The 12,217-nt window shown below is 38.0% G+C and carries 12 protein-coding genes; 11 read left to right on the top strand and 1 reads right to left on the bottom strand.

What is annotated here, in order from left to right:
* The first annotated feature begins 97 nt into the window (after positions 1-97).
* The 11 genes from U9M49_RS03270 to U9M49_RS03320 all read left to right on the top strand — a co-directional run bounded on the left by U9M49_RS03270 (position 98) and on the right by U9M49_RS03320 (position 11,563).
* On the top strand, positions 98-625 hold the full coding sequence (locus U9M49_RS03270; protein WP_095373457.1) for a cupin domain-containing protein: 528 nt from the start codon (positions 98-100) through the stop codon (positions 623-625).
* Positions 626-762: 137 nt separating this feature from the next.
* Entirely contained in the window at positions 763-1,677 is a 915-nt protein-coding gene (locus U9M49_RS03275) for a VOC family protein (RefSeq protein WP_307314255.1), read from the top strand.
* A 27-nt stretch (positions 1,678-1,704) separates the two neighbouring features.
* Positions 1,705-2,496, top strand: coding sequence for an SDR family oxidoreductase (locus tag U9M49_RS03280; RefSeq protein WP_322909260.1), 792 nt, complete (start codon positions 1,705-1,707; stop codon positions 2,494-2,496).
* Between the two features lie 26 nt (positions 2,497-2,522).
* Complete coding sequence (locus tag U9M49_RS03285; RefSeq protein ID WP_095373454.1) at positions 2,523-4,244, top strand: thiamine pyrophosphate-binding protein; 1,722 nt, start codon at positions 2,523-2,525, stop codon at positions 4,242-4,244.
* A gap of 29 nt (positions 4,245-4,273) precedes the next feature.
* Positions 4,274-5,719 carry an aldehyde dehydrogenase family protein gene (locus U9M49_RS03290; protein ID WP_322909261.1) on the top strand — a complete coding sequence of 482 codons (1,446 nt, stop codon included), beginning with the start codon at positions 4,274-4,276 and terminating at the stop codon, positions 5,717-5,719.
* Positions 5,720-5,735: 16 nt separating this feature from the next.
* Complete coding sequence (locus U9M49_RS03295) at positions 5,736-6,518, top strand: aspartate dehydrogenase (RefSeq protein ID WP_095373452.1); 783 nt, start codon at positions 5,736-5,738, stop codon at positions 6,516-6,518.
* A gap of 59 nt (positions 6,519-6,577) precedes the next feature.
* Entirely contained in the window at positions 6,578-7,879 is a 1,302-nt protein-coding gene (locus U9M49_RS03300; RefSeq protein WP_095373451.1) for an aromatic ring-hydroxylating dioxygenase subunit alpha, read from the top strand.
* 28 nt (positions 7,880-7,907) lie between these two features.
* Positions 7,908-8,417 (top strand): aromatic-ring-hydroxylating dioxygenase subunit beta, encoded by a 510-nt coding sequence (locus U9M49_RS03305; protein WP_095373450.1) that lies wholly within the window; start codon positions 7,908-7,910, stop codon positions 8,415-8,417.
* A gap of 33 nt (positions 8,418-8,450) precedes the next feature.
* On the top strand, positions 8,451-9,236 hold the full coding sequence (locus U9M49_RS03310; protein ID WP_095373449.1) for an SDR family NAD(P)-dependent oxidoreductase: 786 nt from the start codon (positions 8,451-8,453) through the stop codon (positions 9,234-9,236).
* Between the two features lie 18 nt (positions 9,237-9,254).
* Positions 9,255-10,214 carry a VOC family protein gene (locus U9M49_RS03315; RefSeq protein WP_322909262.1) on the top strand — a complete coding sequence of 320 codons (960 nt, stop codon included), beginning with the start codon at positions 9,255-9,257 and terminating at the stop codon, positions 10,212-10,214.
* A gap of 146 nt (positions 10,215-10,360) precedes the next feature.
* On the top strand, positions 10,361-11,563 hold the full coding sequence (locus U9M49_RS03320) for an NAD(P)-dependent malic enzyme (RefSeq protein ID WP_322909263.1): 1,203 nt from the start codon (positions 10,361-10,363) through the stop codon (positions 11,561-11,563).
* 214 nt (positions 11,564-11,777) lie between these two features.
* Here U9M49_RS03320 and U9M49_RS03325 read toward each other — a convergent pair whose 3' ends face one another.
* On the bottom strand, positions 11,778-12,059 hold the full coding sequence (locus U9M49_RS03325; RefSeq protein WP_095373446.1) for a phage holin family protein: 282 nt from the start codon (positions 12,057-12,059) through the stop codon (positions 11,778-11,780).
* Positions 12,060-12,217 lie beyond the last annotated feature (158 nt).

A 12,217-nucleotide genomic window follows, 5' to 3' on the forward strand; every position in this document is an offset into this window, starting at 1 on the left:
TCTCAAAATTTGTTGACTTTTTTGTTAACAGATTTTAAAATTGATTTATAGGAGAAACAGTGTTTCTAATATAAAACATAAAGGAGTGTTTTTGAAAATGGCATTTGATGTTAAAGAATTTGAAAAGAAGCATGTAGCAAGATTACAGGATCGTTCATTAGATTGGAATGTTCTTAAATTCCAAGAAGAAATTGACCCAAGATTTAAAAGAGCACAAATGAGATATATTGGTCGTGGAGCCACTGCAAATGCTGATTCTAATGTTATTGCAGCTGAGCACTTTACATTAAGCACAATGGTATTACCTGCAGGTTGTATTGGACCATTGCATTTACATGATGATGTTGAAGAAGTTTTCTTCATTATTAAAGGAAGTGTAAAAGCGTTGATTCAAGAAGTAGATAGTGATGAGGTTCATGAAATTCGTTTAAACGAGCGTGATTGTATCAGTTCCCCACCTGGCGTATATCGTGGGATTCATAATGATGGTGACGAAGAAGCATTAATGTTGGTTATGCTTGGTGCAGTTAAACCGAATTTGCCAACTTACGTTAAAGGGAGCGAATTAGAAGAACTTCGTCTTCAAAGAGCGAAAGAAAGAGAAGCAATTATTGCAGATAAATAATTAAGTGAGGTAAGGAAGACCAATCTCATATGGTCTATCCTTACCGATTTTTATTAACATTCTATATTCACCAATAATTTGTAACGAGCGAAACATTTACCACGAACTTTCGCTTTATTTATAGAGGAGGTTTCAAGATGATTGGTATTACCCATTTAAGACATATCAGTCTTATTACTCCGAACATTGAAGAACAAGCAGCCTTTTATGAAAAAGTTTGGGGATTAGACAAAACGGCTGAGGATGAACAAACGGTTTATTTCAGAGGAGCAGGACCTGAGAATCATATTCTTAGCTTGCACAGTGGAGATAGAAGTGCTCTTCATCATATCGCATTTGGCATGGTGGATAAGCATGCAGTTGACCGTGCTGCAGAATATTTACAAGAAAAAGGCGTACCGATTGTGCAAGCACCGGGCTATTTAGATGAGGAAGGTAAAGGTTATGGTCTCCGCTTTGCTGATCCAGAAAATCGTGTAATTGAATTATCGACGTGGGTTGAAATTCATACATCTATTTGGAATCAAAAAAATGTAGATCCAGTCAAACTTAATCATGTAGTAATGAATACCGCTGATTTACAAATGATTACAGAATTTTATACAGATATTCTTGGCTTTAAAGTGACAGACTGGAGTGAAGATAAAATGGTGTTCTTACGTTGTAATCGAAAACATCACTCCATTGCTTTTAATCAAGAGGGTCATGCATCTGTCAATCATATTGCTTACGAAGTTGATACAGTAGATGAGGTCATGCGTGGCATTGCTAATGTGCGGAAAGCTGGATTGAATGAACTATGGGGACCAGGTAGACACGGACCAGGAGATAATATCTTTTGCTATTTCAAAGACCCAGGTAATTTTGTTATGGAATACACTTGTTATCTTGAAACGATTGAGGATGAAGCAGAATGGAAAGCAAGAGTATGGAAACGTGTACCACACTTAATGGATCAATGGGGGATTGCTGGGCCACCATCCAAAGAAGCACGTGCAGCAATGGGGGGAAAACCAGATCCAGGCTGGGCAAAATTACAATCTTTGATTTAATGGCTGACTTAAGAAAGGAAGAGTGTAATGGATTTAGGATTAAATAATAAAGTAGCAATTATTATGGGGGGGACTTCAGGTGTTGGATTGAAAACGGCTGAGATGTTCCTAGCTGAAGGTGCTAAAGTTGCTATTTGTGGTAGAGATGAAACAAGAAAAAATACGGCAGAGAAATATTTAAATGATTTAGCATCTGCTAATAGCATTTTTGCCGAAACATGTGATGTAACGAATAAAGAAGATGTACAGCGTTTTGTCAAAGGTGTGGCAGAAAAATTTTCAGGTATTGATATTTTAGTCAATGCAGCAGGGCAAAGTGTAATGGGACATTTCTTTGATGTTACTGATGATCAATGGGAACAACAAATTCAATTAAAGTATTTTGCTATCATCCACGCTGTAAAAGCTGTTCATCCCTACTTAGTTAAGCGTGGCGGCGGCCGAATAATAAATATAAATGCTACGCTCGCGAAAGAACCAGAAAGGCATATGATTGCAACAGCTGCGACAAGAGCAGGATTACTTAATTTAAGTAAAACATTATCGCAAGAACTGGCGAGTGATAATATTCTTGTGAATTCTGTAAGTCTTGGCTTAATTAGAACGGATCAATGGGAGAGAAGAAGGAAGAAAAATGCACCCGATATGGATCCAGAAAGTTATTATGCAGACTTAGCGAAGAAAAGAAATATACCACTTGGTCGTGTTGGAGAAGCAGAAGAAGTAGCTAGTGTGATTTTATTTTTAGCATCCAAACATGCAAGCTATGTCGCTGGCTCAACTATTGAAACAGCAGGTGCATTAGGAAAGGCGTTATAAATACACAAAAAAGGTAGGAAGATACTATGACAGAAACAAAGCAAATGGAGACAGCAGGTGTAACAGATAACTCGGAGATGAACTTTACGGTTGCTGATGCGATTGTTCAAGAGCTTGTTAAAGCGGGCGTTACGACAGCATTTGGAATTGTAAGTATACATAATATGCCGATTTATGATGCCATTTTACGAGAAGGAAGCATCCATCTTGTATGTGCACGTGGTGAAAGTGGCGCGGTAAATATGGCCGATGGCTACGCACGTGTTACAGGAGAGTTAGGGGTTGTCATTACAAGTACAGGAACAGGCGCAGGTAATGCAGCAGGCGCACTTGTTGAGGCTTGGGCAGCAGGTGTACCACTTCTGCATCTAACTGGTGAAGTAGCATCCCCCTATTTAGGTACTGGCCGTGGCTATATTCATGAATGTAAAGATCAATTATCAATGTTAGAAGGATGTTCTAAACAAGCGATGCGCTTAAGAGTGCCACATCAAGCAAAAGCAGTGGTAAGGCAGGCTGTTGTAACTGCTCAAACTGCGCCGGCTGGTCCTGTTTCGTTAGAAATCCCCATTGATTATCAATCTGCGATTATTCCTGACCTGCATTTACAAGACTGGTCGGTAAAAACTCCGGAAGTTAACTCAAATACATATATTCCTGAAGATATTCTCTCATTGGTTGCTAAAGCGAAACGTCCTGTGATTTGGGCTGGTGGAGGTGTCATTTCAGCAAATGCATCCCAAGAGTTAACAAGATTGGCTAATCAGCTAGGAGCTGCTGTTATTACGAGCCAATCCGGAAAAGGAAGCATCCCTGAAGATCATCCTCAATGTATTGGTCATTTTGCTGCCTATCCAGACACGAAAGAAATGCTCAAGAATGCGGATTTGTTAATTAGTGTCGGTGTGAGATTTAGAGGAAATGAAACGTCAAATTGGAAGGTTGAAGTGCCGAATAATCATATTGCAATTGATGCCGATTGGCAAGGAATAAATCGAAATTACCCTTGTAGTTATGGACTTGTTGGAGACGCGAAGGATATTTTAAATCACTTTGTCACGCAATTACAGACAAAAGATGTTCAAGATAAACCATCGTATAAGGCTGAAGTAAAGCAACTACGAGAAAAATTACGAGCTAATTTACGAGCAACTTTAGGTCCATATGAACAAATAATGGACGAAATGAGAGCAGCATTACCGAAAGATACAGTGCTCGTACGAGATGTGACAGTACAAGCTAATGTATGGGGCAGCAGATTGTTCGAGATTCTTGAACCGAGAACATCTATTCATGCTTCCGGTGGTGGAATAGGTCAAGGGTTACCGACAGCGATTGGTGCTCAAATGGCTGCAAAGGATCGCAAAGTGGTTTTAATGGCTGGTGATGGGGGCTTTATGGTGAATGTTGGTGAAATGCCGACTGCTGCCGAGGAGGCTCTCCCACTTATTGTTATCTTATTTGATGATGGTGGTTATGGCGTTCTTCGTAATATCCAACAAAATGCATACGGTCGTCAAGTAGCTGTTGATCTACTAAGTCCTGATTTTGTGCAATTGGGAGAGTCTATGGGATTTGATGCGGTACGAATTCATTCAAGTGATGAATTTGCCGTAGAAATAAATAAAGCGGCAAAAAGTGTTAATCCGACAATCATCGTTGTAGATATGGAAGCTGTAGGGCCAATGGCTAAACCTTTTGAGGGACCTCCTGGTGCTGCTGATGCGTTTAAACCGAAGAAGTTATAAGTAAACATCTGAGTAAAGGAGGAAGCATAATGATTTCAACATATCCTAAAGTTTCAGGAAAATTTTTAATTGATGGTAAATGGTTGGAAGCGGAAAATAAAAAAGAAGTCATTAATCCAGCAAATACGCAAGAAGTAGTTGGAGAAGTTGCCCTTTGTACAAAGGAGCATGTAGATAAAGCGATAACATCAGCAGTGACGGCATTCGAATCTTGGTCTCAATCAGATATTCACGAACGCGCAGAAAAAATGAAGGTAGCAGCAGGAGCGATTGAAAAAATCGTTGAAGAGAATGTGAATTTACTCGTAAGGGAAAATGGTAAAATATTAGTTGAAGCAAAGAAAGATTTACTTCGATGTGTCGACATTATGAAAGAAGCGTCCGATGAATTATTAACTTGGTGGCAACCAGAGTCATTAGATGGAAAACAAAAAGTGCAAATTCGTAGAAGGCCGAGAGGGGTAACTGCGGTAATCTCTCCATGGAATTCACCGATGATTTTAACATTTAAGCGTGTTATTCCTGCTATCTTAACAGGTAATACAGTCATCGTTAAACCAGCTACAAGTTGTCCGCTAACAATTATGACATTTCTAGAAAAAGTCGCTTCATACTTTCCAAATGGTGTATTGAATGTTGTAACAGGGTCAGGTTCAGTAATAGGAGATGCACTTTGCAAAGATTCTAGTGTACGAACAGTTGCCTTTGTTGGTAGTACGGAAACGGGTAAAGAAATTATGAAAGCGTCAGCTAGCAATGTGAAAAACATCTTCATGGAATTAGGCGGGAATGATGCAGCCATCATCTTGGAAGATGCGAAACTCGATGATGAATTAATAACTAAGTTAAGATTTGGTATCTTACGAGCAGCTGGTCAAGTATGCTCAGCAGTTAAAAGGGTATATGTGCATGAATCTCGTTATGAAGAGCTTGTGGAAAAATTAAGGAAAAAGTTCCAATATATTCGGATTGGTAGTGGGATTCAACCAGATGTAGAGATGGGACCGTTAAATAATCAATCACAATATGAATATGTGAAAGGGTTAATTTCGAGAGCGAAAGATGGAGGGGCAGAAGTCCTTACAGGTGGAATCAAAATTGATCCAGAAGGTTGGAATGATGGATACTTTATTGAACCTACTATTATTACTGGTGTTAATCAAAATAGCGAAATTGTTCAAGCGGAACAATTTGGACCAGTAATTCCGATTCTCTCATTTAAGACAAATGAAGAAGCATTAAAGCTTGCAAACGATAGCCATTTTGGTTTACGTGCGTCTGTTTGGACAGAAAATGAAAAGAAAGCGATTGCGTTTGCTGATCAATTAGAAGCCGGTGCTGTATTTATCAATAACCATACTGTATTCCAGGACCTTCATTTAGATTTTCCTGGTTTAAAAGAAAGTGGTATTTCACGCGAAACGAGACACTGTAGCTTGGAATTTTTTGCAGACACTTATGGATTCGCGAATTAGAAAGTAGGGTTAAAAAATGAAGCTGGGATTAATAGGTGGAGGAAATATCGGAAAATTTTTGCTACAATCTATCAATAGCGATAAATTGGTAGATGGCGCACAATTCGTTGGATTGTATACAAGAAATCAAGAGAAAGCAAATGAGCTGGCTGAAGAGTATGATTTGCGAAGCTACCAATCAATCGATGAACTGATTGCTTCAGATATAGATGTGATAGTTGAAGCAGCTACTGTAGACGTTGTTCGAGCTCATGCCACATCGGTTCTCACACATGGTAAAGATCTTGTTGTGAGCAGTGTTGGCGCATTTTCTGATAACGACTATTTTCTCCAATTAGAAACGATTTGTAAAGAACAAGGGACAACGATTCATTTACCTTCAGGTGCAGTAGGAGGCTTGGATATATTAAAAGCTGCTAAGGCTATTGGTGCTTTACAAGAAGTATCGTTAACAACAACGAAGCCACCGCATGCCTTAAACGGTGTTACTCTCGAGAATAAAACAGTCTTATTTGAAGGTAATGCCTATGAAGCGATTAAACAGTTTCCTAAGAATATTAACGTATCAATTATTCTATCATTAGCTGGACTTGGTTCAAAAGAGACAAAAGTGAAGATTATTGCTGATCCAAAAGCAACGAAAAATAGTCATGAGATTACAGCTAAAGGGGCGTTTGGAAAAGTGAAACTAGTGGTTGAAAATGATCCGATGCCAAACAACCCAAAGACAAGTTACTTAGCAGCTTTAAGTGTTCTCTCAACATTGAAACATAAGGATCAATCTATCAAAGTGGGGTAAGAATTAGTACAATAATCTTTGTGACATCGATGAATCAATTGGTAAGAAGGGGGATTATTATGATTAAAACGGCAAAAGACATAGAGGATATGACAAAATCGGAATTATTGGAACATTTGAATGATACGGTCAAACCGGAAGTAGGAGAAATACCTGCCTACGTGTTGGCCGATCCCAAAGTTTATGATCTTGAACATAAAAAAGTCTTTATGAAAACATGGATATTTATTGGTCATGAATCAGAAATACCTAATAAAAATGATTATATGCTGAGAGATTTAGCCGGATATTCAATTATTGTATCTAGAAATGCAGATAGCAGCATCAAGGCATTTTACAATATGTGTACGCATCGTGGTATGAAGTTGTGTCGTGCAGACAAAGGGAATAAATCTGCTTTTGTTTGTCCATATCATGGATTTAACTTTAAAAACAATGGTGATTTAATTGGTGTTCCACTACAAAAAAACATCTATGGTGAAGAGCTAGATAAATCTACTATGGGTTTAACAGAAGTACGAATTGAATCCTATAAAGGATTGTTATTTGGTACTTGGAATGATGAGGCAGAATCATTAGATGATTTTTTAGGAGATTTTAAATGGTATCTTGATATATTAGTAGGTCGAGCTGAAATGGAAGTTCTCGGTGCTCCGCAACGTTTCGTGATTCATTCGAATTGGAAGATTGGTGCTGATAATTTTGTTGGTGACTCCTATCATACAATGGTGACACATGGTTCAATTGCTAAATTAGGAATGGTACCCTCTGCAACGTATTCCAAAATGGGTTATCAAATTCATAGTGAAAATGGCCATGGACTAAATCTTGGTACACCAAATCCTGATTTTGCTTTTCCAGAAGAATTAATAGAAGAATATAAATCGAATTTATCGTCAGAACAGTTTGAAGTATTAAGTAACTTGAAGAATATGATCGGGAACATCTTTCCACATCTATCTTTCTTAATTTCTCATACGAAAGTAAAAGGGCAATTGATTTCCAATACCACTGTTAGGTTATGGCGACCAATCGATCACGACAAAATGGAAGTGATTGCTTGGTTTTTAGTAGAAAAAAATGCACCTGAAGATTGGAAGAGACGTTCACGTGAATCCTTTGTCCTTACATTCAGCCCATCAGGCATTTTTGAACAAGACGATACGGAAGTATTTACTGACATTACTGCCGCAGCAAAAGGCCCTATGCCAGTAATGAAAAATTTAACTTATAACTACACAATGGGACTGCATAGAAAACCAGTAGACTTTATCGGTCCTGGAGTTGCTTATGATGATAAATTCTCTGAAGCGAACCAAAGAAATTTTTATAAATACTGGTTGGAGCTAATGAATAGCTAAATTTTCTTGAAGGAAGGAGATAGATGAAATGAGTATGGAAAAAATGCTTGCAAATTATGAATTTGAACAATGGCTATATAAAGAAGCACAATTATTGGATGATATCGATTTTGATGGCTGGTTCAGTTTGATGCATCAAGATTTGAAGTATCAGATGCCAGTCCGTATAAATAAGGAAGGAACAGAGCGACCTGATTATACGACAGATATGTTTTGTTTTGATGATGATATTGACTTGCTAAAACTCAGAGTGGATCGTTTAAAAACAGATTATGCTTGGGCGGAAATTCCACCTTCTCGAACTCGACGTTTTGTCAGTAATGTAAAACTGGAAGATTATAAAGAGGAAGAATTTGCGTCAGTGAATAGTTATTTACTTCTTTATAGAAGTAGAAGTACAGATATCCATCACGATATTATTTCAGGAGAGCGTCGTGATGAATTCAAGTTCGAGAACGGCAAATGGAAGCTATCGAAACGGGTATTTATCGTGGATCAAACAACAATTAATACTCGAAATCTAGCAATCTTTATTTAATTTATTCACAAGGAAGAGAGGAGGACAACTAGGATGGCAGAGTTTAGTGGTCGCTCGCTTTATGTAACTGGTGGGGCATCAGGTATTGGGAGAGCTGTGGTGGATTCATTTCTGAATGAAGGAGCAAATGTGACGATTCTTGATCGCTCAAAAGACGGATTAGCTGCTATCAAGGCACAATATGGTGAGCAGGTGATTTGTATAGAAGGAGATGTCACTATTTTTGAAGACCACGAAAAAGCGGTATATCAAGCGGTTGAAAAATTTGGGGGACTAGATGTCTTTATTGCTAATGCAGGGGTATTCGATGGATTTGCAAAATTCGAAAATGTGACTGCTGAAGCAATGAATGATGCTTATGATTTATTAATGAACATTAATGTTAAAGGATATTTCAACGGTGCGAAAGCTTCCCTTCACGAATTGCAAAAGACAAAAGGTAATATCATTTTCACCGTTTCAGGTGCAGGATTTTACCCTGATGGTGGTGGAGTATGGTACACCGCTAGTAAACATGCGCAAATTGGTTTAATGAGACAATTAGCTTTTGAGGTTGCACCAGACGTAAGAGTGAATGCAGTTGCCCCTGGTGGGACATTAACAGCACTTAATGTCATCCCACCTTTAAAACCATTTGTGAAAGAAATCGACAATGATACGAAAGCGAAAAGCATAAAAACGAGAAATCCATTACGAATCGCAATGAATGCTGATGATCATGTTGGTCCATATTTATTATTAGCTTCGAGTAAATCACGCGCCATTACTGGCGAAGTCATTTCGAGTGATGGCGGCCTAGCCATCAGAGGTCTTAGTTAAGAAAGGAGATAAATGATTATGGCATCGAATACGAAAATACAGCCACTTCTTGGTAGTACAGAGGTCAATCAATTAGCATTTGTTGTCAATGATATTGAAAAAGCCTCGGCTGATTTTTCAAAACTGTTAGGTATACCTAATCCTGGCTGGTTCCTAACAGGTGATGAGGAAGTCTCTAAAGTAATATATAAAGGAAAGTCGACCGCTTCACAAAGTAAACTAGCATTCCTAAATACACCGACTATTCAATTTGAACTCATAGAACCTAATATGGAGCCGGGAACAATGCGCGAATTTCTCAATGAAACAGGAGAAGGAATCCATCATATTGCCGTTGATGTTGATAAGATTCAAAATCATTTGCCGAACCTAGAAAAAAATGGTTATCCGCTTCTTCAATCAGGTGAGTTTACATCAAGTGATGGAAGGTACATTTATGTTGATACAGCGAATGAAACGAAAACTTTGATTGAATTATTAGAAAGTGCAGAACCTAGGGATACTACATACAAAGCGGGAGAAGAAAAGCCACTTTTAGGTACAAATGTTGTGGAACAACTTGCCATTGTGGTAAAAGATTTAGATAGAGCAGCAGATAAGTTTTGCCAATTACTAGGTGTGAAAAAAACAGCAGTGATTCAATCAGGTCATAGTGACATAACAAAAGTTGTTTTTAACGGTGAAGCAACGGATGCGGATAGTCGCTATATGTTCATTCGAACACCATTATTAGAAATTGAGTTAATTGAGCCTGGAAAAGCGCCAAGCACATGGAAGACACATTTAGAATCATATGGAGAAGGTGTTCACCATATATCCTTTGTAGTAAAAGATATGGATGAAAAGATTACACTTTTAGAAGAAATGGGCTATCCAGTTATTCAAAGAGGTAATTTTTATAACGGAAATGGCAGATATGCTTATATGGACACAACTTCAACTTTTAAAGTCATCATTGAGTTGTTAGAAAAATATTAAACTATATTGGGAAGCGCTTTGTAAATGAAGAGGTATACAAGGTTGCTTCTCTCAATTTTTTAAGTAAATACTTATCAGGTGATTTCATGACAAAAGTTGATGTCTTTATTATCTGAATTTTCAAATAAAAAATAAGCGAGGATTATATGATGGAATTAAAGGAGAAAGCACTAGCGCTTCATCGTTTGCATAAGGGAAAACTTAGTATTACCACAAAGGTGCCAGTAAAAACGAAAGAAGATTTAAGTTTGGCGTATTCTCCAGGTGTAGCTGAACCTTGCTTAAAGATTGCTGAGCATGAAGAGTCAGCCTATGAATATACGAGTAAAGGCAATATGGTCGCAGTCGTTTCAGACGGTAGTGCCGTTTTAGGCCTTGGAAACATAGGTGCTCAGGCATCTTTACCTGTAATGGAGGGAAAGGCGATTCTTTTTAAAGAGTTTGCCAATGTCGATGCAGTGCCGATCTGTCTTCAGACCAATGATGTAGATGAGATTGTCCGTACGGTGAAATTATTAGAGCCCTCATTTGGAGGGGTGAACCTTGAAGATATTTCTGCACCTAGATGTTTTGAAATTGAACAAAGATTAGTTGAAGAATGCGGAATTCCTGTCTTCCATGACGATCAACACGGTACGGCAATTGTAACAGTAGCTGGTTTAATCAACAGCTTGAAGGTTGTGGGGAAAAAGCTTGATGAAATAAAAGTAGTCGTTAATGGTGCAGGTGCAGCGGGGATTTCAATTATTAAATTATTAAGAAAATTAAATGTTAGCGAAATGATTCTTTGTGATACAAAAGGAATGATTTATAGCGGAAGAGAGGAAGGGATGAACGCGATTAAAGAAGAGGTAGCCAAAATAACAAACAGTAAGTCTCTATCGGGTACGTTAAAAGAGGCAATGAATGGAGCGGACGTGTTTATTGGAGTCTCTGCAGCAGGTGTATTATCTAAAGAAATGGTACAAACAATGAATCGTGATGCGATAATTTTTGCGATGGCTAATCCTAGTCCAGAAATTATGCCAAAGGAAGCCAAAGATGCTGGAGCAGCCATCATTGGTACCGGCCGGTCTGACTTTCCTAATCAAGTGAACAATGTATTAGCTTTTCCAGGAATTTTTAGAGGTGCATTAGATGTAGGAGCCAAAGTGATTAATGAGGAAATGAAGATTGCGGCTGCTTATGCAATAGCAGGCATGATTAACGAAGAAAAACTTACTAGAGACTATATTATCCCAGATCCATTTGATATCAATGTAGCACATAATGTGGCAAAAGCAGTTAGTGAAGCAGCCATTTCTACTGGTGTCACTAGAAATGCATATAGAGAACCAATTTTTATATAAAATAATGAATACGCCGGGGATGTTTGTCCAAACAAAATAAAGATGTGGACATACTATAATTGTGTAAGATCTCCTCCCTATTAGATCTTTTGATCTACTTTGGCCACAAGCCATTTAAACTTGTGGTCTTTTTTATGTCCAATTAGAAAAAAGATAAAAGCTACCAAACATGCCGGTAGCCTTTACTCTCACGAACACCATACCTCCTCAAATATCAGCCCTCGTTATCTGTTTTTTTATTTATCACTATCCCTTCCTTTGTTTGTTTCAAAACCTGATGACCAAAAACAGCGATCCCTGCTGCAATAATACCGTTAACAATCGCCTCTAATGAAAAACCATATCCGATGCTCCCAATACCGATAGAACAAATAAACAAAATCCAAATGATTGTCCAATCAGGGATAATAGGGGTCTGTTTGAGTGCATGTCCAATGAGCCAAAGCGCCGGTATTAATACAAAATAATTTTGGTTCAAAAATTGCACAAGGTTCATGTCACCACCTCCTTATTCCGGCTATTAAATATAGTATGAAAACCGCATAAGATTGCTTGTTCGCTTGCACTAAGTTTAGAAGCAGAAAGGTATTATTTTTTGAAAAATACTAGAAATAGTATAAACAAATCCTTATTTTTAGGTTATCTGTTGTATGT

This window comes from Cytobacillus sp. OWB-43 (genome assembly GCF_034651445.1).
In the GTDB taxonomy this organism is placed as follows: domain Bacteria; phylum Bacillota; class Bacilli; order Bacillales; family Cytobacillaceae; genus Cytobacillus; species Cytobacillus kochii.

Excerpts from the sequence above, each read along its gene's own strand:
- U9M49_RS03270 (WP_095373457.1), top strand. The coding sequence starts at position 98 with ATGGCATTTGATGTTAAAGAATTTGAAAAGAAGCATGTAGCAAGATTA.
- U9M49_RS03275 (WP_307314255.1), top strand. The coding sequence starts at position 763 with ATGATTGGTATTACCCATTTAAGACATATCAGTCTTATTACTCCGAAC.
- U9M49_RS03280 (WP_322909260.1), top strand. The coding sequence starts at position 1,705 with ATGGATTTAGGATTAAATAATAAAGTAGCAATTATTATGGGGGGGACT.
- U9M49_RS03285 (WP_095373454.1), top strand. The coding sequence starts at position 2,523 with ATGACAGAAACAAAGCAAATGGAGACAGCAGGTGTAACAGATAACTCG.
- U9M49_RS03290 (WP_322909261.1), top strand. The coding sequence starts at position 4,274 with ATGATTTCAACATATCCTAAAGTTTCAGGAAAATTTTTAATTGATGGT.
- U9M49_RS03295 (WP_095373452.1), top strand. The coding sequence starts at position 5,736 with ATGAAGCTGGGATTAATAGGTGGAGGAAATATCGGAAAATTTTTGCTA.
- U9M49_RS03300 (WP_095373451.1), top strand. The coding sequence starts at position 6,578 with ATGATTAAAACGGCAAAAGACATAGAGGATATGACAAAATCGGAATTA.
- U9M49_RS03305 (WP_095373450.1), top strand. The coding sequence starts at position 7,908 with ATGAGTATGGAAAAAATGCTTGCAAATTATGAATTTGAACAATGGCTA.
- U9M49_RS03310 (WP_095373449.1), top strand. The coding sequence starts at position 8,451 with ATGGCAGAGTTTAGTGGTCGCTCGCTTTATGTAACTGGTGGGGCATCA.
- U9M49_RS03315 (WP_322909262.1), top strand. The coding sequence starts at position 9,255 with ATGGCATCGAATACGAAAATACAGCCACTTCTTGGTAGTACAGAGGTC.
- U9M49_RS03320 (WP_322909263.1), top strand. The coding sequence starts at position 10,361 with ATGATGGAATTAAAGGAGAAAGCACTAGCGCTTCATCGTTTGCATAAG.
- U9M49_RS03325 (WP_095373446.1), bottom strand. The coding sequence starts at position 12,059 with ATGAACCTTGTGCAATTTTTGAACCAAAATTATTTTGTATTAATACCG.